Annotated in this window: 16 protein-coding genes; 6 read left to right on the top strand and 10 right to left on the bottom strand. The window is 69.4% G+C overall.

The window, feature by feature from the left end:
• Positions 1–29: 29 nt before the first annotated feature.
• From xylB to ACPTTF_RS13960, 3 genes are all read right to left on the bottom strand, one after another.
• Positions 30–1,511 (bottom strand): xylulokinase, encoded by a 1,482-nt coding sequence (gene xylB, locus ACPTTF_RS13970; protein WP_423371491.1) that lies wholly within the window; start codon positions 1,509–1,511, stop codon positions 30–32.
• 83 nt (positions 1,512–1,594) lie between these two features.
• Positions 1,595–3,004 carry a D-arabinitol 4-dehydrogenase gene (gene dalD / locus ACPTTF_RS13965; protein ID WP_423371490.1) on the bottom strand — a complete coding sequence of 470 codons (1,410 nt, stop codon included), beginning with the start codon at positions 3,002–3,004 and terminating at the stop codon, positions 1,595–1,597.
• A 164-nt stretch (positions 3,005–3,168) separates the two neighbouring features.
• The gene (locus tag ACPTTF_RS13960; protein WP_423371489.1) at positions 3,169–4,080 is read right to left on the bottom strand and encodes a LysR family transcriptional regulator; all 912 of its coding nucleotides are present in this window, start codon (positions 4,078–4,080) and stop codon (positions 3,169–3,171) included.
• 99 nt (positions 4,081–4,179) lie between these two features.
• On the opposite strand from ACPTTF_RS13960, the gene mdlC reads away from it, so the two are divergent.
• The 4 genes from mdlC (at position 4,180) to ACPTTF_RS13940 (ending at position 9,890) form a co-directional block, all read left to right on the top strand.
• The gene (gene mdlC, locus ACPTTF_RS13955) at positions 4,180–5,787 is read left to right on the top strand and encodes a benzoylformate decarboxylase (protein ID WP_423371488.1); all 1,608 of its coding nucleotides are present in this window, start codon (positions 4,180–4,182) and stop codon (positions 5,785–5,787) included.
• Positions 5,788–5,816: 29 nt separating this feature from the next.
• Entirely contained in the window at positions 5,817–7,268 is a 1,452-nt protein-coding gene (locus ACPTTF_RS13950; RefSeq protein ID WP_423371487.1) for an aldehyde dehydrogenase, read from the top strand.
• A gap of 14 nt (positions 7,269–7,282) precedes the next feature.
• The gene (locus tag ACPTTF_RS13945; RefSeq protein WP_423371486.1) at positions 7,283–8,227 is read left to right on the top strand and encodes a ketopantoate reductase family protein; all 945 of its coding nucleotides are present in this window, start codon (positions 7,283–7,285) and stop codon (positions 8,225–8,227) included.
• 265 nt (positions 8,228–8,492) lie between these two features.
• The gene (locus tag ACPTTF_RS13940) at positions 8,493–9,890 is read left to right on the top strand and encodes an MFS transporter (protein WP_423371485.1); all 1,398 of its coding nucleotides are present in this window, start codon (positions 8,493–8,495) and stop codon (positions 9,888–9,890) included.
• Positions 9,891–9,920: 30 nt separating this feature from the next.
• Here ACPTTF_RS13940 and kynA read toward each other — a convergent pair whose 3' ends face one another.
• The 3 genes from kynA to kynB all read right to left on the bottom strand — a co-directional run bounded on the left by kynA (position 9,921) and on the right by kynB (position 12,863).
• Positions 9,921–10,853, bottom strand: a complete 933-nt coding sequence (gene kynA, locus ACPTTF_RS13935) for a tryptophan 2,3-dioxygenase (RefSeq protein ID WP_423371888.1) — start codon at positions 10,851–10,853, stop codon at positions 9,921–9,923.
• A gap of 89 nt (positions 10,854–10,942) precedes the next feature.
• The gene (gene kynU, locus ACPTTF_RS13930; RefSeq protein ID WP_208102180.1) at positions 10,943–12,196 is read right to left on the bottom strand and encodes a kynureninase; all 1,254 of its coding nucleotides are present in this window, start codon (positions 12,194–12,196) and stop codon (positions 10,943–10,945) included.
• 25 nt (positions 12,197–12,221) lie between these two features.
• The gene (gene kynB, locus ACPTTF_RS13925) at positions 12,222–12,863 is read right to left on the bottom strand and encodes an arylformamidase (RefSeq protein WP_423371484.1); all 642 of its coding nucleotides are present in this window, start codon (positions 12,861–12,863) and stop codon (positions 12,222–12,224) included.
• Positions 12,864–12,993: 130 nt separating this feature from the next.
• Between kynB and ACPTTF_RS13920 the strand changes: the two genes are divergently transcribed.
• Entirely contained in the window at positions 12,994–13,494 is a 501-nt protein-coding gene (locus ACPTTF_RS13920; RefSeq protein WP_006477992.1) for an Lrp/AsnC family transcriptional regulator, read from the top strand.
• On the opposite strand, the gene ACPTTF_RS13915 is transcribed toward ACPTTF_RS13920, so the two are convergent.
• The 3 genes from ACPTTF_RS13915 to ACPTTF_RS13905 form a co-directional block, all read right to left on the bottom strand.
• Positions 13,481–13,990 (bottom strand): flavin reductase family protein, encoded by a 510-nt coding sequence (locus tag ACPTTF_RS13915; protein WP_166963299.1) that lies wholly within the window; start codon positions 13,988–13,990, stop codon positions 13,481–13,483. The genes ACPTTF_RS13920 and ACPTTF_RS13915 overlap by 14 nt on opposite strands.
• Positions 13,991–14,326: 336 nt before the next feature.
• Positions 14,327–14,992: a hypothetical protein gene (locus tag ACPTTF_RS13910; protein WP_423371483.1), complete on the bottom strand. Its 666-nt coding sequence runs from the start codon at positions 14,990–14,992 to the stop codon at positions 14,327–14,329.
• On the bottom strand, positions 14,989–16,395 hold the full coding sequence (locus tag ACPTTF_RS13905; protein WP_423371482.1) for a selenium-binding protein SBP56-related protein: 1,407 nt from the start codon (positions 16,393–16,395) through the stop codon (positions 14,989–14,991). Before ACPTTF_RS13905 ends, ACPTTF_RS13910 begins: the two co-directional genes overlap by 4 nt.
• Positions 16,396–16,977: 582 nt before the next feature.
• On the opposite strand from ACPTTF_RS13905, the gene msrA reads away from it, so the two are divergent.
• Positions 16,978–17,538, top strand: coding sequence for a peptide-methionine (S)-S-oxide reductase MsrA (gene msrA / locus ACPTTF_RS13900; RefSeq protein ID WP_041492935.1), 561 nt, complete (start codon positions 16,978–16,980; stop codon positions 17,536–17,538).
• Positions 17,539–17,572: 34 nt separating this feature from the next.
• Here msrA and ACPTTF_RS13895 read toward each other — a convergent pair whose 3' ends face one another.
• On the bottom strand, positions 17,573–18,868 hold the full coding sequence (locus ACPTTF_RS13895) for a DUF72 domain-containing protein (protein ID WP_423371481.1): 1,296 nt from the start codon (positions 18,866–18,868) through the stop codon (positions 17,573–17,575).
• Positions 18,869–18,882: the final 14 nt, after the last annotated feature.

The raw sequence follows: 18,882 nt of genomic DNA, 5'->3' as shown, positions 1-18,882 counted from the left end.
CAACGGCCGGCACGCGTGACATGCGGCGCTTACGCGAGCCGTGCGCGCGACGGTTCGTACAGCGGCCGCACGTGGCGGTACAGCGAGCGGAACGCATCGAGGCGTTCGCGCAGCAGCGCATGGCGGGCAGCATCCGGCGTGTATTCGGCCCGCACCGGCGGCTTGGCCAGCACCGCATGCGGATCGCCGCCGACAGCCAGCCAGCCGAGCCGCGCCGCGCCGAGCGCCGCGCCCGTTTCGCCACCGCCGTGCTGGCGCGTGCGCACGTTCAGCGCATCGGCGATCAGTTGCGCCCAGAACGCACTGCGCGCGCCGCCACCGATCAGCGACAGCTGGTCGGTTTCGACGCCGGCCGCATGCAGCGCGTCGAGACCGTCGGCGAGGCCGAGCGTCACGCCTTCGAGCACCGCGTAGCCGAGATGCGCGCGTTCGGTCGCATGCGTCATCCCGAAGAACACGCCCTGCGCATACGGATCGTTGTGCGGCGTGCGCTCGCCGGACAGGTAGGGCAGGAACAGCGGGGCCGTCGCGAGCGCGTCGGCGTCGAGCGCTTCGATTTCGGCGAGCAGCGCGGGCTCGTCGGTGCCCGTCAGCTTGCAGACCCAGCGCAGGCAGCTCGCGGCCGACAGCACGACGCTCATCAATTGCCAGCGATCGGGAATCGCATGGCAGAACGCATGCACGGCCGACGCGGGATTCGGCATGAAGCGGTCGCCGACCACGCTCAGCACGCCGGACGTGCCGAGCGACACGAAGCCGTCGCCTGCGTGGATCGCGCCGATGCCGAGCGCGCTCGTCGCGTTGTCGCCGCCGCCGCCGGCCACCACGACGGCCTCCGACAGCCCGAGTTCGCGTGCGATGTCCGCGCGCAGCGTGCCGGACGGCGCATTGCCTTCGACGATGCGGGGCATCTGGTCACGCGTCATCCCGCACGCGGCGAGCAGTGCGTCGGACCAGTCGCGGCGCGCGACGTCGAGCCACAGCGTGCCGGCGGCGTCGGACGGGTCGGACACCTTCGCGCCGGTCAGCCGGAACCGCAGGTAATCCTTCGGCATCAGCACGCAGGCGGTGGCCGCGAACACGTCGGGTTCGTGCTTCGCGACCCACAGCAGTTTCGGCGCGGTGAAGCCCGGCATCGCGAGATTGCCGGCCAGTGCATGGAGATCGGGCGCGCGTTCGGTGAGCAGCGCGCATTCGTCGGCGCTGCGCATGTCGTTCCACAGGATCGCGGGGCGCAGCACGCGGTCGTCGCGGCCGAGCAGCACGGCGCCGTGCATCTGTCCTGACAGGCCGATGCCGCGCACGACCGCGAACGCTTGCGGATGCCGTTCGCGCAATGCCGCGAGCGCGGCGAGCGTGCCTTGCCACCAGTCGTCCGGATGCTGTTCGGCCCAGCGCGGATGCGGCCGCGACACGGTGAACGGCGAGCCGGCGGTGCCGACGACCGTGCCGTCCGGGGCGAGCAGCAGCACCTTCACTTCCGAAGTGCCGAGGTCGATGCCGAGATACATGAGCGATCCGTTGCGTCAGTGGGGAGTCGCTACTTTAGCCGCGCGGCCGTGCGCGTGCCAAGGCAGGTTCGCCCGGATGCGCGTCAGCGCGCAGCGAGCCATGCATCGACCCGCGCGAGCCCGGCGCGCAGCGCCTCGAACAGTGCCGCGTTGCCGGCGAGCGAGCCCCACAGCGCGCGGCTTGCGCATAGTGCGACGACCGGGTCGTCGCCCCCCGGATGGCCGGCCCCGACGATCGCGCGCGCGGCGCTTTCGTCCATCACGCCGTCCTGGTACTCGTACGGCAAGGTGCCGCGCGCCCAGCGTTCGAGAAAGCGCAGGAACAGCGCGGGCAGCACGGCGGTGGCGACCGGCGCCGCGCCGCGTGCGAACGATTCGACGAGCGTCGGCGCGATGAAGCCGGGGATCTTCGAGAAGCCGTCGGCCGCGACGCGCTGGTTCGTGTCGAGCACGTACGGGTTGCCGAAGCGTTCGAGCACGACGTCGCGATAGCGCGCGAGATCGAGCGGGCTCGGCGTAAGGCACGGGATCACGTCCTGCGTCACGTAGTCGTGTGCGAAGCGCCGGATCGCCGCGTCGTGCGTGCCTTCGTGAATATAGGTGTGGCCCGCGAGCGTGCCGGCCCACGCGATGCAGCTGTGCGTCGCGTTGAGGATGCGGATCTTTGCTTCCTCGTACGGGTGCACGTCGTCGACGAGTTCGGCGCCGGCCAGCTCCCAGCGCGGCCGGCCGGCCGCGAAGCGGTCCTCGATCACCCACTGGATGAACGATTCGCCCATCACCGGGCAGGCGTCGTCGATGCCGGTGGCCGCGAGTACGCGCTCGCGCACGTCGGCGGTCGGGCGCGGCGTGATGCGGTCGACCATTGCGCTGGGTGTCGCGACGTTCGCATCGAACCACGCGAGCAGGTCGGTCTGCCCGCGTCGCTCGAGAAATTCGCGCATCCCCGCGCGAAAACGCGCGCCGTTGTTGCGCAGGTTGTCGCAGCTCTGCAGCGTGAGCGGGCCCGCGCCGCGCTTCATGCGTTCGGCGAGCAGCGCCGCGAGCGCGCCGTACAGCGTCGTGCGCGCGCCCTGCAGGTCGGCCGCGAGATCGGCGTTCGCGACGTCGAGCCGGTTGTGTTCGTCGAGATAATAGCCGCCTTCGGTGACGGTGAACGACACGATCCGACAGGCCGGATCGGCGCCGGCGTCGATCAGCGCGGCGAGGTCGTTCGACCACGGCAGCACGCGCGTGATCGCGCGGATTGTTTCGTACGCGCGTTCGCCCTGCGGCGTGACGGTTTCGAGCGTGTATTCGCCGTGCTGCACGGCGAGCGCGTCCATCGTCGTGCGCATGTCGTCGCGGATGTTGCCGACGGTCAGCGACCAGCGCTCGTCGGCCGGTACGGCCGCGTTCACGCGATGCAGATACCACGCCTGGTGCGCGCGGTGAAACGAGCCCGCGCCGATGTGCAGCAGCACGGGCGTGCGGGCGGAGGGCGATGCGCTCATCCGTTGTCTCCTGTTCGTGCCAGACTTTCCTGTCGAATACGATCATTTGCTCTTTATGTGAGCGAATGATCGTATTCGGGCGAGCGAAAGTCAAGGCGGGGAAACGGCATTTCGATGGTGCGCTGCGGCGGCGGTCGGGAAGGGCGGATGTGCGGGAAGTGCCGTCAGCGTCCTTCGCGTGTCAACGCGACAAGTTCTTCGAGCAGCTTGCCGGCCGGCCCCGGCAGGATGCCGTGGCGGCGCCGGAACGCGGTGAGCGTGCGAACCGCGACGACCTCGCGCATGGGCAGCGTGTCGATCGTGCCGGCGCGCTGCTCGGCGCCGTACATCGGCTCGGCCATCCAGCTCAGGAAACCGGCGTGCGCGACGAGGCTCTTCAGCGTCGTGACCGAGCGCGTCTCGACCGCGATGTCGGGCAGCGCCAGCCCGTGCGCGTCGAAGGTCGCGCGCATGTGGTCGAACGGCGCGGTGCCGCGCGGAGGAATCGCCCAGCGTGCGTGCAGCGTATCGGCGAGCGTCGGCGCGCGGCCGAGCGCGCGCAGCGGATGGTGCGGTGCCGCAACGATATGGCTGCGATCTTCCCAGCGGCACTCGAGAATGGCGACGATCTCGTCGGTGTCGGGCCCGTGTGCGGACAGCGCGAGATCGATCTCGTGTTTGTTCAGCCCTTCCGCGAGCCGGTCCCACACGCCTTCGATGATCTCGACGCGCAGGTTCGGCCAGCGGTCGAGCACGCGGCCCACTGCGACCGGCAGCACGAGGCTCGCGATGCTGCCCACCGCGCCGACCTTGATCGTGCCCTTCGCCAACCCGCGCATCGCGTCGAGCTCCTCCCGCGCGTGCTCGGCCTCGTGCTGCAGCAGCGTCGCGTGCGGCAGCAGCGCCTCGCCGAACGCGGTGAGCTGCACGCCCTTCGAGTGGCGTTCGAACAAGGGCGCACCGACCTGGTCCTCGAGCCGCTTCAGGATCCGGCTCAGCGCCGGCTGCGTCACATGCAGCGCGTCGGCGGCGCGGCCGAGGCTGCCGCACGCGACGATCGTCGTGAAGGCGCGCAATTGTCGGAGATCGAAAGTCATGCCGGTCTGTAATGGCTTTTCGCAGAAAATACAGTATCCGTGAATGGCTTGCGCTTCGATACTGTGGAAACCGCCAAGCCATTGAGGAGACAACCGAGCATGTCCGGCCATCCGCCCCCTTCCGCCGCATCGATCACCGTTCGCGATTCGGTCATCGACCTGCTTCGCCAGTTCGGCATCGACCGCGTGTTCGGCAATCCCGGCTCGACCGAGCTGCCGATGTTCCGCGATTTCCCGGACGATTTCCGTTACGTGCTCGGTTTGCAGGAAGCCGTCGTGGTCGGGATGGCTGACGGCCATGCGCAGGCCACCGGCAACGCGGCGGTCGTCAACCTGCATTCGGCGGCGGGCGTCGGCAACGCGATGGGCAATCTCTTCACCGCATTCAAGAACCGTACGCCGCTGATCGTCACCGCGGGCCAGCAGGCGCGCGCGATCCTGCCGTTCGATCCGTTCCTTGGCGCGACGCAGGCCGCCGAGCTGCCGAAGCCGTACGTGAAGTGGAGCATCGAGCCTGCGCGTGCGCAGGACGTGCCGGCCGCGATCGCGCGTGCATACCGCATCGCGATGCAGGAACCGCGCGGCCCCGTATTCGTGTCGATCCCGGTCGACGACTGGGACCAGCCGGCCGAACTGCTGCCGCGGCGCGAAGTCAGCAGCGTCGTGCGGCCCGATCCGGACGCGCTCGCGCGGCTCGGCGACGCGCTCGACGCCGCGCGGCGTCCCGCGTTCGTCGTTGGCGCGGCCGTCGATCGTGCCGGTGCGTGGGACGAAATCGTGCGGCTCGCCGAGCGGCACCGTGCGCGCGTGTACGTCGCGCCGATGTCGGGCCGCTGCAGTTTCCCCGAGGACCACCCGCTGTTTGCCGGCTTCCTGCCCGCGATCCGCGAGAAGATCGTCGCGCGGCTCGACGGGCACGATCTCGTGTTCGCGTTCGGCGCGCCTGCGTTCACCTATCACATCGAGGGCTTCGGCCCGCACGTGCCACCCGGCGCCGCGCTCGTGCAACTCGTCGACGATCCGGGCGTCGCCGCGTGGACGCCGTCGGGCGACGCGGTTGTCGGCAACCTGCGGCTTGCCGCGCGCGACTTGCTCTCGCGCCCGGCGCCGCCCGAGCGGCCGATGCCCGCGCCGCGCGCATCGCGTGCGCGCGTCGAACCGCCAGCCACCGGCGAGCGCATGTCGGCCGCGTTTGCGCTGCAGACCCTTGCCGACGTGCGCGACGCACACGACATCGTCGTCGAGGAAGCGCCTAGCGCGCGACCGGTGATGCAGGAACACCTGCCGTTCACGCGCAGCGGCACGTTCTACACGATGGACAGCGGCGGGCTCGGTTACGGGATGCCGGCCGCCGTCGGCGTCGCGCTCGCGCAGCCGGGCCGGCGCGTGATCGGGCTGATCGGCGACGGTTCGAGCCTGTATTCGATCCAGGCACTATGGAGCGCTGCCCAACTGAAGCTGCCGGTCACGTTCGTGATCCTGAACAACCGGCGCTACGCGGCGCTGCAGGATTTCGCGCCCGTGTTCGGCTTTGGTCCCGGCGACGCCGTGCAGGGCACCGATCTGCCCGACCTGGATTTCGTCGCGCTCGCGCAAGGGATGGGCTGCCGCGGCGTGCGCGTGACGGATGCCACGCACCTGCGCGACACCCTGACCGACGCGCTGCGCGCCGCGACGCCGGTCGTCGTCGAAGTCGAGATTGCGTGACGCGCGGTGCGCGTCCTCCCGGAGATTCCATGCAAACCGTATCGATGCTGATCGGCGGCGAACGCCGCCATTCGTCCAGCGGCGCGACCTTCGTGCGCCGCAACCCGCTCGACGGCGAAGTCGCGTCGGCCGCGCCCGCGTGCACCGTCGACGATGCGCGTGCGGCGGCCGACGCGGCCGCCCGCGCGTTTCCCGACTGGGCCGCGCTCGGCCCTGGCGCACGCCGCACGCTGTTGCTGAAGGCGGCCGCCGCGCTCGAAGCGAAGCACGACCAGTTCGTTGCCGCGATGGCGGCCGAGACGGGCGCATCCGCGCTGTGGGCCGGTTTCAACGTGCACCTTGCCGCGAGCGGGCTCGTCGAGGCCGCGTCGCTGACCACCCAGGTCGGCGGCGAGCTGATCCCGTCCGACGTGCCCGGTTCGCTCGCGATGGGCGTACGGCAGCCGGCGGGCGTCGTGCTCGGCATCGCGCCGTGGAACGCGCCGGTGATCCTCGCGACGCGCGCGCTCGCGCTGCCGCTCGCGTGCGGCAACACGGTCGTGCTGAAGGGCTCGGAGCTGTGCCCGGTCACGCACGGGCTGATCGTCGAGGCGCTGCAGGAGGCCGGGTTGCCGCCGGGCGTCGTCAATTTCGTGACGAACGCGCCCGAGGATGCGGGTGCCGTCGTCGATGCATTGATCGCGCATCCGGCCGTGCGCCGCGTCAATTTCACGGGCTCGACGCGTGTCGGCAGGATCGTCGCCGAAGCGTGCGCGCGCCACCTGAAACCGTCGGTGCTGGAGCTCGGCGGCAAGGCGCCGTTCGTCGTGCTCGACGATGCCGATCTGGACGCGGCGGTAGCGGCGGCCGCGTTCGGCGCGTTCGCGAATTCCGGGCAGATCTGCATGTCGACGGAGCGCATCGTCGTCGACGCGTCGATCGCTGATGCGTTCGTCGCGAAGCTCGCCGGCAAGGCCGCGTCGCTGCCGCTCGGCGATCCGCGCAACGGGCCCGTCGTGCTCGGTTCGCTGATCGACATGAAGGCGGTCGAGCGCTGCAACGCGCTGATTGACGATGCGCTCGCGCACGGCGCGACGCTCGTGTGCGGCGGCAAGACCGACAGCACGCTGTTCCCGGCCACGCTGCTCGACCATGTGACGCCGGCGATGCGCATCTACGCGGAAGAATCGTTCGGCCCGGTGAAGGGCATCGTGCGCGTCGACGGCGAGGACGCCGCGATCCGTTGCGCGAACGACAACGCGTTCGGGCTGTCGTCGGCCGTGTTCAGCCGCGACGTCGCGCGTGCGATGCGCGTCGCGGCACGCATCGAATCGGGCATCTGCCACATAAACGGTCCGACCGTGCACGACGAGGCGCAGATGCCGTTCGGCGGCGTGAAGGACAGCGGCTTCGGCCACTTCGGCGGCAAGGCCGGCATCGCGGCGTTCACCGACCTGCGCTGGATTACGGTGCAGACCGCACCGCGCCACTATCCGTTCTGACGAGGCCACTGAAGATGAGAATTGCGATTCTGGGCGCGGGCGCGATGGGCTCGCTGTTCGGCGCGCTGCTGGCCGAAAGCGGCGAGGCCGTCACGTTGATCGACGTGAACGACGCGCATCTCGATGCGATTCGCCGCGACGGGCTGCGTATCGACGACGATCGCGGTGAACGGCGCGTTCGTACGTTGCAGGCCGTGCGGCCGGAAGCCGCGAATGCGGATGCGGTCGCATCGGCCGATGCACCGTTCGACCTGCTGATCGTCTTCACGAAGTCGCTGCATACGCGCACCGCGCTCGACGGCGTGCGTGCGCTGCTGACGCCGCACACGCATGTGCTGACGCTGCAGAACGGACTCGGCAACGTCGAGACGCTGAGTCCGTTCGTGCCGCTCGAACGCATCCTGGTCGGCGTGACGACGTGGCCGGCCGACGCCGCGGGGCCCGCGCACGTGCGCTCGCACGGCGCGGGCACGATCCGCATGATGATGGCTGACGGCGTGGCACGCCCGTTCGCGACGGCCGTGGCCGATACGCTGTCGCGCGCAGGGCTCGCGTGCACGCTGGATGTCGACGTTTGGGCCGCGATCTGGGAGAAGGTCGCGTTCAACGCGGCGCTCAACACGCTGTGCGCGGCGACGGGCTGCACGGTCGACCAGCTCGGCAATCACCACGACGGGCCGCGGCTCGCGCTCGCGATCGCGGCCGAGGTGGCCGCCGTCGCCCGCGCGAAGGGGATCGCGGTAGACGGCGAACGCATCGCGCGCAACGTCGAGCATGCGATCCGCGAGCATCGCGGCCATCGCCCGTCGATGCTGCAGGACGTGCTTGCGGGCCGTCGCACGGAAATCGACGCGATCAGCGGCAAGGTCGTCGCGGCCGCGCGGGAAGCCGGTGTCGCGGTGCCGCATGCCGAGACGCTGCTCGCGCTCGTCCGGCTGATCGACGCACGGATCGACTGAGCATCAGGCCGGCGGCCGGCTTGCGCCGCACGACGAGACGGGTGCGTCGCGCGCAGGCGACGGCGCCGGATCGGGACGGGTTGGACGAGACACCGGGGCCGGCGCCGATGCGTTGACGCCGGCCGACTGCGCAGCACGAGATTCGGGCACGCGCCACCGCGCCAGCCCGGACAACCGGAGACACCATGAAAACCATCGAATGCCGTTGTCTTGCCGCGCGCTGCTCGCGCACGTTGCCGCCAGCATGCGGTGCACCGGAGGCCGCATGAGCACGCGCGACGGATTGCAGCCGCCGCCGGTCGACATCGGCACGACCCTCGACGACGGGCCGTTCACGGCGATGCAGCGTGGTGTGGTGCTGCTCTCCGCGCTCGCGATCGTGCTTGATGGCTTCGACGGCCAGCTGATCGGCTTCGCGATTCCGGTGCTGATCCGCGAATGGGGCATCACGCGCGGCGCATTCGCGCCAGCGGTGGCTGCCGGACTGATCGGGATGGGCATCGGCAGCGCGTGCGCGGGGATCGTCGCGGACCGCTTCGGCCGTCGCCAGGCCGTGATCGGCAGCGTGTTCCTGTTCGGCATCGCGACCTGCGCGATCGGTTTCGCACCGGACGTCACGGCGATCGCGGTGCTGCGTTTCTGTGCCGGGCTCGGGATCGGCGGTGCATTGCCGACCGCCACGACGATGACGGCCGAATACACGCCCGCGCGGCGCCGCACGATGATGGTGACCGCGACGATCGTCTGCGTGCCGCTCGGCGGGATGCTGGCCGGCCTGTTCGCGCACGAGGTGCTGCCGCGCTACGGCTGGCGCGGGCTGTTCTTCGCGGGCGGCGCGTTGCCGCTCGTGCTCGGCTTCGTGCTCGTGCGTGCGCTGCCCGAATCGCCGCGCTATCTTGTACGGCGCCCCGCGCGCTGGCCGGAACTTGGCGCGCTGCTCGCGCGGATGGAGCGGCCCGTTGCGCCGGGCACCGCATTTACCGACCTGAAGGACGCACGCGCGGCAGGCGGCCGCGGTGGCTTCGGCGCGCTGTTCGCGAGCGGTCAGGCGCGTGACACGATCGCGCTGTGGTGCGCCTTCTTCATGTGTCTGCTCGCCGTGTATGCGGCGTTCAGCTGGCTGCCGACGATGCTGGCCGCAAGCGGGCTGAGCGTGTCGGTCGCGGGTTCCGGGCTCACCGCGTACAACCTCGGCGGCGTGATCGGCGCGCTGCTGTGTGCGTGGGTGATCACGCATGCCGGGTCGCGCTGGCCGCTCGTGCTGTGCAGCATCGGCGGCGCGGCGAGTGCGGTGTGGCTGATGGGTGTCGATGCAAGCCGCCACACGGGCTGGCTGATCGTCGGGCTCGGCCTGCACGGGCTGTTCGTCAACGCGGTGCAGTCGACGATGTATGCGCTCTGTGCGTACATCTACCCGACCGCCGTGCGCGCAACGGGCACGGCAAGCGCGCTCGCGTTCGGCCGGCTCGGTGCGATCCTCAGTGCGTTCGCGGGCGCGATCGTGATCACCACGGGGGGCGCCACGGCCTATCTGACGATGCTGGCGATCGCGATGGGCGTTGTCTGCGTCGCGCTGCTCGTCGTGCGACGGCATATCCCGCGACTTTCACGAGCCGCGGTGCAGCCGCGCGAAGGGGAGGAACTGGCCCGCACGTCGTCGTGACGGCGGGCGGGCCCACGGGCGCGTGGCGCGTTACAGCGTGGTGCGCACGTGCCAGAGCTCGGGGAACAGCACGACGTCGAGCATCTTGCGCAGGTACGGCGCGCCGCTGGTGCCGCCCGTGCCCTGCTTGAAGCCGATGATGCGCTCGACGGTCGTCACGTGACGGAAGCGCCACTGGCGGAACGCATCCTCGAGATCGACGAGTTCCTCGGCCATCTCGTAGAGCTCCCAGTGCTGCTGCGGATGACGGTAGACCTCGAGCCACGCGGCCTCGACCGTTTCGTCGTGCTGCGTCGGTTGCGTCCAGTCACGCTCGAGCCGCGCTTGCGCGATCGGGAAGCCGCGCCGCGCGAGCAGGCGGACGACTTCGTCGTAGAACGACGGCGCTTCGAGCGTCGCGCGCACTTGTTCGAGGATGTCGGGCCGGTGCGCATGCGGCTGCAGCATCTGCACGTTCTTGTTGCCGAGCAGGAATTCGAGCTGGCGATACTGATACGACTGGAAGCCCGACGACTGCCCGAGATACGGCCGCATCGCCGAATACTCGGACGGCGTCATCGTCGACAGCACGCTCCACGCCTGCACGAGTTGCTCGAGGATCCGCGACACGCGCGCGAGCATCTTGAACGCGGGCGGCAGCGCGTCGGTGCGCACCGCGTCGAGCGCGCCGCGCAGCTCGAACAGCGCGAGCTTCATCCACAGCTCGCTCGTCTGATGCTGGATGATGAACAGCATCTCGTTGTGATCGGGCGACAGCGGATGCTGCGCATCGAGGATCGAATTCAGCGACAGGTAGTCGCCGTAGCTCATCGACTTCGAGAAATCGAGCTGCGCGTTGTGCCAGCCGGCTTCAGCGGCATCGCCGGGCACGTGCGGCGCTTCGTGCGCGGATTGTGCCGGTTGAGCGGCGCGTGCGCCCGAGAACGGGCAGCCCGCCGGCGCGTCGCCGCCGGGTGGCTGCATATGACCAGAATTCACGACTATCTCCAGATTTGAATGACGGGGCGCGGCGCGCAATCCGCGTGGTTGCGCGCCGCGCCGGGCAAGGCCGGTCAGGTCACCGCGCCGCGTTCGGCGAACTCGGGCGCCTTCCACGCGTCGGTGGCGAGGATGTCGCGCAGCGTCTCGACGGCGTCCCACACGTCGGCGAAGCGCACATAAAGCGGCGTGAAGCCGAAGCGCAGCACGTACGGCTCGCGGTAGTCGCCGATCACGCCGCGCGCGATCAGCGCCTGCATCACCTCGTAGCCGTGCGGATGCTCGAAGCTCGCCTGCGAGCCGCGCTGGTGATGCGCGCGCGGCGTCACGAGCTTCAGCGACAGGCCCGCGCAACGCGCTTCGACGAGCGCGATGAACGCATCGGTCAGCGCGAGCGACTTGCGGCGGATCGCCTGCATGTCGGTTTGCAGGAACACGTCGAGCCCGCATTCGACCATCGACATCGACACGATCGGCTGCGTGCCGCACAGGAAGCGCGCGATGCCCGGATCGGGCGCGAAGCCCGGCTGCATCGCGAACGGTGCGCGGTGGCCCCACCAGCCGGACAGTGGCTGCGAGAAGTGCGCATGATGGCGCTGCGGCACCCACACGAATGCAGGCGAACCGGGGCCGCCGTTCAGGTACTTGTACGTGCAGCCGACCGCGCCGTCCGCGCGCGCGCCGTTCAGGTCGACCGGCACCGCGCCGGCCGAGTGCGCGAGATCCCACAGCATCAGCGCGCCCGCGTCGTGCACGAGCTGCGTGACGGCCGGCATGTCGTGCATGTAGCCGGTGCGGTAGTTCACGTGCGTGATCATCGCGACGGCCGTGTCTGCGCCGAGCGCGCCGGGCAGGTCGGCCGGGTCGTCGATCAGGCGCAGTTCGTAGTCGCCGCCGAGCTGTTCGATCAGCCCCTGCGCGATATACAGGTCGGTCGGGAAGTTCGAGCGTTCCGACACGATCACGCGGCGCTCGGGCGCGCGCTCGGCCTGGTGGCGCACCATCGCCGACAGCAGCTTGAACAGGTTGATCGAGATGGTATCGGTGACGACCGTTTCGCCGGGGGCGCCGCCGATCAGCGTCGCGAGCTTGTCGCCGAGACGGCGCGGCAGCGCGAACCAGCCGGCCGTGTTCCAGCTGCGGATCAGGCCTTCGCCCCATTCGGCGGCGATCACCTGCTGCGCGCGGGCGGCCGACGCGCGCGGCTGTGCACCGAGCGAGTTGCCGTCGAGGTAGATCACGCCGTCGGGCAGGGAGAACTGGTCGCGCAGCGGGGCGAGCGGATCGTCGCGGTCGAGCGCGAGTGCGTCTTCACGGGTCTTGATCATGATGTGGGGTTGTCAGTCGGGGTAATCAGGAGGCACGCGCGGGCAGCGCGCGCAGCACCGCGCGCACGGGGCTCGCGTCGAGCGTCGCGAACTTCAGCGGCAGTGCAATCAGTTCGTAGTCGCCGGGCGGCACGTCGTCGAGCACGATGCCTTCGAGGATTGCCATCCGGTGCGCGCGCACACGGTGATGCGCATCCATCGTCTTCGATTCCTGCGGGTCGAGCGACGGCGTATCGATGCCGATCAGCTTCACACCGTGCGCGGCGAGCAGGTCGACGGTCTCGGGCGCGACTGCGCAGAAGTGGCTGTCCCACTGCTCGACGCTGGCGCGCGCATAGGTGCGCAGCAGTACGCGCGGCGGCACGCCGTCGAGCGCGGCCACGACATCGGCCGGTTGCACGACCGGCGAGGCGCCAATGCAATGGATCACGCGGCACGGGCCGAGGTAGGTATCGAGCGGTACGGCGCCGATCGGCGCGCCGTCGGCGTCGTAGTGCAGCGGCGCGTCGCAGTGCGCGCCGGTGTGCGGCGACAGCGTCAGGCGTGCGACGTTGACCGGCGAACCGGCCTCCATCCGCCACACGCGTTCGACGGAAACCGGCGTATCGCCCGGCCACACGGGGGTGGCTGGGCTGACGGGCGGCGAGATGTCCCAGAGGGTGTCCATGGCATGACGATTCGGTGAGTCGATGCTTCGAATGATAGGTGGACGCTCGCAGAAAGTGCTTGCGAAATAAACATGGACAATCCGCCGGATTGGCAGATAATTCGACTCAGAGGGAAAACGGGGACCATAAATGCACGCGATCACGCTCGATGCCACCGACTGCCGGATTCTGGCGGTACTGCAGGAAGAGGGCAGAATCAGCAATCTCGACCTGGCGGAACGGATTTCGCTTTCGCCATCCGCCTGCCTGCGCCGCATGCGCCTGCTCGAGGAGCAGGGCGTGATCGAGCACTATCGCGCGTGCCTGAGCCGCGAAAAGCTCGGCTTCGAGCTCGAGGCGTTCGTGCAGGTATCGATGCGCAACGAAGAAAATCAATGGCACGAGCGCTTCGCGGAAGCGCTGCGCGAATGGCCGGAGGTGGTCGGCGCGTTCGTCGTGACGGGCGAGAGCCACTATCTGCTGCGCGTGCTCGCGCACAACCTCAAGCACTATTCGGATTTCGTGCTGAACCGGCTCTACAAGGCGCCCGGGGTGATGGACATCCGTTCGAACATCGTGCTGCAGACGCTGAAGGACGAAGCCGGCGCGCCGGTCGGGCTGGCGCGCACGGGGGCGATCAAAGCGGTGTAAGGCCGTGGAAGCCGCCGCCGTGGAACACGAGCGGCGGCGTCGTGTCCGAGGCGGCGCGCACGCCGCAGCGTTCGACTTCGCCGACGAAGATCACGTGGTCGCCTTCGTCATAGCGGCTGCGGTTGTGGCATTCGAACCATGCCAGCGCGCCGTCGAGCACGGGCATCCCGGAGTTGCCGGCCGCATGCGCGATCCCTTCGAAGCGGTCGCCCTTGTAGGTCGAGAAGCGCTTGCACAGGTCGAGCTGCGATGCCGCGAGTACGTTCACCACATAGTGGCTGTTGCCGCGGAACACGGGCGTCGACGCCGATTTGTGCGCGAGGCTCCACAACACGAGCGGTGGATCGAGCGATACCGAGTTGAACGAGCTGGCGGTGATGCCGATCAGCTGCCCGGACGGCGCGCGCGTCGTGATCACCGTCACGCCCGTTGCGAACTGGCCGAGTGCTTGCCGGAAGGCGGCCGCGTCGAAATCCGGGGGATTGGCCTGGCTCATCGGGCAGCCATCCGGCACGAGACGGGCGGGCGCGGCGCGACGCGAGCATGACGGGCGCGGCGGACGAAAGGCGACAGGGCGGTCGAGTGGGAAGTGGTGCGCATCGCTCGATTTTAGCGGAATCGGGGCCGTCGGGCCCGGCCGGACGGTGCATTGCGGGGATAGGGTGACGTAGCGAACACTGCGGCGCGCGGCCGGGATCGCGATGGGGCGCGAGTCGGGGAGCCCGTTTTGTCGCGGTTTCGTGCCGGGTAGCGGGTTCAGTCACCTGCCGCTTCTCTGATCTACCAAACCGCGAAACAGCGAAACCGCGAAACCAAGCCACCGACTCCCTCGCTATCGCGCCGCCGCAAACCCGAGCGACAGCGCGCCCGTCACGATCAGGCTCGACGCCCACACCGCGTCGAGATTGAACCAGCTCCGCGACACGAACTTCAGCCCGAGATAGCGGTACACGAGCCACGCGAGCCCGCCGCCGGCGCCGATCATCGCGATCGCATGCACGGCCGCGACGACGAGCGCCATCCCGAGATGCGCATCGACGAGCGCGGCCGCCGCCCGGTGGCCGGCGTCCTGGTCGAGCCCGCAGAGCCCGAGGTAGATCGGCACCAGCATCAATCCCGCGCCATGCGCGATCGCGACCGCGAACGACCACAGGCCGAGCCGCGCGGGCGGGATCCGCGCGAGCGCACGCGGATGCCGGCGCCGGATCAGCAGCACGGCGCCGAAGCCGATTACGAGCGCGCTCGCGCCGATCCGGATCGCCGACTGCCAGGCGAGCAGTGCGGCGAGCAACCCGAACGGCAGCATCACCGCGAAGACCGCGAGCGCGTGGCCGAGCGCGAGATAGCCGAGCGCCGCGACGAGCGCGCCGCCGCGGCGCGTCATCAGCGCGTTCGACACCGCGAGCGGCCAGCCCATCGCGGGGTTGAGCCCGTGATACACCCCGCTCACGAGCACGGCCGCCCACAGCGCGAACTGGGCGTGAAGGCCGGCGTTCAACGCTTGACCGACGGATAGCAGAACGAGTCGGTCGAGCAGTCGCCGCCTTCGAGCCGGATCTGGTGCGCGCGATAGCCGTCGGGGAACTCGACCCAGTAGTCGTTGGCGAGCGTCAGCCCGCCTTCCGGCCCCACATGCGCGAGCACCTGCGCGCCCGGCACGCCATCCGGATAAAACTGGTCGTCCCACGTCGAATAGAGCGAGTTGGTCCAGTACACGCGCCGGCCGTCGCGGCTGATCTCGACCATCTGCGGGCCGCCCGCGAATGCGCGGCCGTTCGAGTGCGGCGCACGGCGCGCGATGCCGCCGATGCGGACCGACCCCGCGAGCACCGGGTTGTGCGGGTCCGATACGTCGTACTGGCGCATCTCGCCGGTGCCCCAGCACGACACGTAGAGGAAGCGGTCGTCGAGCGACAGGTCGATGTCGGTCACGAGCGGCGGCACGGCGCCGAACGATTTCAGCAGCGGCGGCAGTTCGTCGGCCGCGGCCGGCTCGGCCGGGATCGTCGCGGTCTTCTTCACATGGAATTTGCCGCCTTCGCGCCACCAGGTCCAGATCGAACCTTCGAGATTCGTCGTGTCGACGACGACGCCGACGAACCCGTATTCGCGCGCCGGGTCGTGCGCGGGCCGCACCTCGAGCGCCATCTGGTGCTGCGCACCGAGATCGATCGTCTGCACGTTGCGCCGCGCGCGCAGGTCCCAGAAATGCAGCCGGTGCCCGTATTTGTTCGCGAGCAGGTCCTCGGGCACGATCCCGTTCTCGAATTGCGGCGGCAGCGCCCATTCGCTCGACACCATGTAGTCGCGCGGCAGGTTCCACCAGAAGTCGTAATGCTTGTCCTGCGGGCCGCGGTCGATCTCCCAGCGGCCGAGCACGTCGAAGGTTTCGCAATCCATGATGAAGATGCCGGGCGCACCGTCGGTGCCGTCCTTGCCCGCACCGCCGAGCGTGCTCACGTAGATGCCCTCGGGCCCGCAGTGAACGGTATGCGGCCGCGAATAGCCGGTCTTCGCGAAGATCTCGTCGGGTTCGATGATCTTGTGGATGCGCGCCTGCGTCGGATGCGGTTTCGTGTCGATCACGTAGATGCGCGACGAGCGCAGGCCGGGGATGATCAGGAAGCGGCGTTCGAGGAACGCGTGCCCGGTCAGCGGCGACAACGACGACGAACAGGCATTCCAGCCGAAGTGGTGAAACTCGTCGCCGGTGTTCGGCATCGTCACCGTATGCACGATTTTTCCGTAGGTCGGCGAGCCGGGCTTCACGTCGATCACGGCGAGCGCGTCGGGTCTGGAAAAATCGGGGCTCAGCAACAACGTATAGGCAAACTCTTCCGCCGGCGCCTGCATCGCAAGCTCGGGCGAAGCGTGAAACGTCGGGTCTGGCCGCATGCTCATGGTGATGCCCTCTCGATGGTGTCGGATCATGGACGCACGGCCGTTCGTTGCGGGCGTGCGGGTCGGGGTTGCCGCACGGCGCGCATCACGCCGGCGGGAGCGATCGGCAGGCGGATGCACGCGTCGGCGACACGTGCGGCGCCGCGCATCAGATCGTGGAAGCGAATAAAGGCGGTGTACCGGATCGCCGCACGCGGGGTGAGACGGATGCACGACAAGGTGGTGGCGCAGTCGAAGCGGCGGCCCGCGACGCGGCGACGGCCGGGCGGGCGATGTGGGTGATTGCTGTTAAGGCATGCATATCGATGTTCCGGCAGATGATGTTTGCATCAGGGTCGGGCACGCATCGGGCGCCTTGCGCGGGACGACGGGTTGGCCGTCGCATTTGCGCGTGCCTAAGTGTAGACGAGAAAAGGGCGTGCCGGTCGCGTGCGGCACCTGTCCGAACGGCCAGGTTCGCACGCGAGTGAGATACTTGTCGGCGTGCCGCTGCGCCGCGCACCACGCGCGGGCAGCGGCGAGGCGTAACGACGGCGCCGGCGCATGCGTGCCGGCTGCCGACATCAACGAGGGACTGATTTCATGGTGAACGAGATGCTTGAAACCGCGACATTGGGAGGCGGGTGTTTCTGGTGCACGGAGGCGGTGTTTCTCGACGTCGACGGCGTGACGGCCGTCCAGTCGGGCTACGCGGGCGGCCATACGCGCAATCCCGGCTATCGCGACATCTGCGAAGGCGACACGGGCCATGCGGAAGTCGTCAACGTGACGTTCGATCCGGCGCGCATCGGCTATCGCGAGATCCTCGAGATCTTCTTCGCGACGCACGATCCGACCCAGTTGAACCGGCAGGGCAACGACGTCGGCACGCAGTACCGGTCGGTCGTGTTCACGCATTCGGACGCGCAGCGCGACACGGCGCTCGACGTGATCCGCGAGCTGGAACGCGAGCAGGTGTTCGGCCAGCCGATCGTCACGCAGGTCGTGCCGCTAGACGGCAACTACTGGCCGGCCGAGGATTATCACCAGAACTATTACGCGCGTAACCCGGGGCAGGGCTACTGCTCGGTCGTGATCGGGCCGAAGCTCGCGAAATTCCGGCAGAAGTTCTCGCACCGGCTGAAGTCGCTGCGCGGCGCGTAAGCGCGCGAACGGCGGGAACCGCCGCAACCGCGCGTCAGGCCGCCTCGTTGCGCCACTGCGCGCACGCGGCGGCGATCTCGCGCGCGAGCGCGATGCACGACAGCGGCGCGGAGCCTTCCGCCTTGTTGTTGATCGTGATGATCACCGGCTGCCCGGCCAGCGCATAGCGCGCGGCCAGTTCGGCGAGCGCCGAGCGCGTGGCCGGATCTTCGTCGACGAGCTTGTCGAACGGCTCGTATTTCGCTTTCGCCTGTTCGTACTTGAAGCCGCCGTGCAGGCTCCAGCGCACGATCAGCGGGCCCGGCGCGTCGCCGTCGAGCAGCGCGAGCGCGGCCGCCTGGCGCAGCGGGTCGGGCATCCGCGCATGCAGGCCGACGCAGTAGCGCACGCCGAGCGCGGCGAGTGCGCGGATGAAGCGCGGCGTGAGCAGGCTCGCGTCGCGAATCTCGATCGCATAGCGGGTGCCGTCGGCTTCCGGCGGCAGCGGCGGCAGCGCCGCGAAGAACGCGGCGAGGCGGTCGATCAGCGCGGCCGGCCGGGCGAGCAGCGAGTCGGGCAGCGGCGAGAACTGGAACACGAGCACGCCGGCTTTCCGGCCGAGCCCTTCGAGGCACGGCTGCACGAATTCGCGGGTGGCGAGCTGCGCGTCGAGGAAGGTCGGGTTCGGCCCCGACGGCTCGCCGCGCCGGCCGCGGACGACCGCGTCGGTCACCGATGCCGGTGCCTTCACGACGAAGCGGAAATCGTCGGGCACCTGCTGCGCGTAGCGCAGGTAGTCGGCGACGGACAGCGGGCCGTAGAACGACCGGTCGAGGCTCACGCTCCTCAACAGCGGATGCGCGCCGTATGCTTCGAGCCCTTCGCGCGACAGCTTGGTCTGCGCGAAATCGCCGTCGTAGACGATGCCGTCCCAGCCGGGGAAGTACCACGACGACGTGCCGAGCCGAACGTTCGGCGGCAGGCCGGCCGCTGCGTCGGCCACATCCGGCGCGATCGGCGCGGGCAGCACGCCGCGTCGGCGCCGGCCTTTCTTCGGCGGCGCGGCCGGCGGGGACGGTTCGTCCCACAGCAGGCCGGAAGCGGCAGGCGGTGTTTCGTCGGAGGAAGGGGCGCTGGTGCGGGTGCGCGGTGCCGGCTGCGCGTCGTCAGGCGCGTCCGGTTTCACGTGTTCGTCGGTGTTGGCGGGCAGGCCATCGTCCTCCGGCGACGCACGTGCAGCATCGGCCGGCACGCCGAACAGGTCGAATTGCCCGTCGGCGTGCGGCGCGTGCTCGTCGTCGTGCTGCTGTCGTTCGGGCGGCGTCTTGCGCCGCGTCCTGCCGTCACCCATGCATGCCCAGCGTG

Origin of the sequence: Burkholderia crassaminum (genome assembly GCF_964265005.1) — a bacterium.
Taxonomy (GTDB): Bacteria; Pseudomonadota; Gammaproteobacteria; order Burkholderiales; family Burkholderiaceae; genus Burkholderia.
This window is presented reverse-complemented; position numbering and strand designations above follow the sequence as displayed.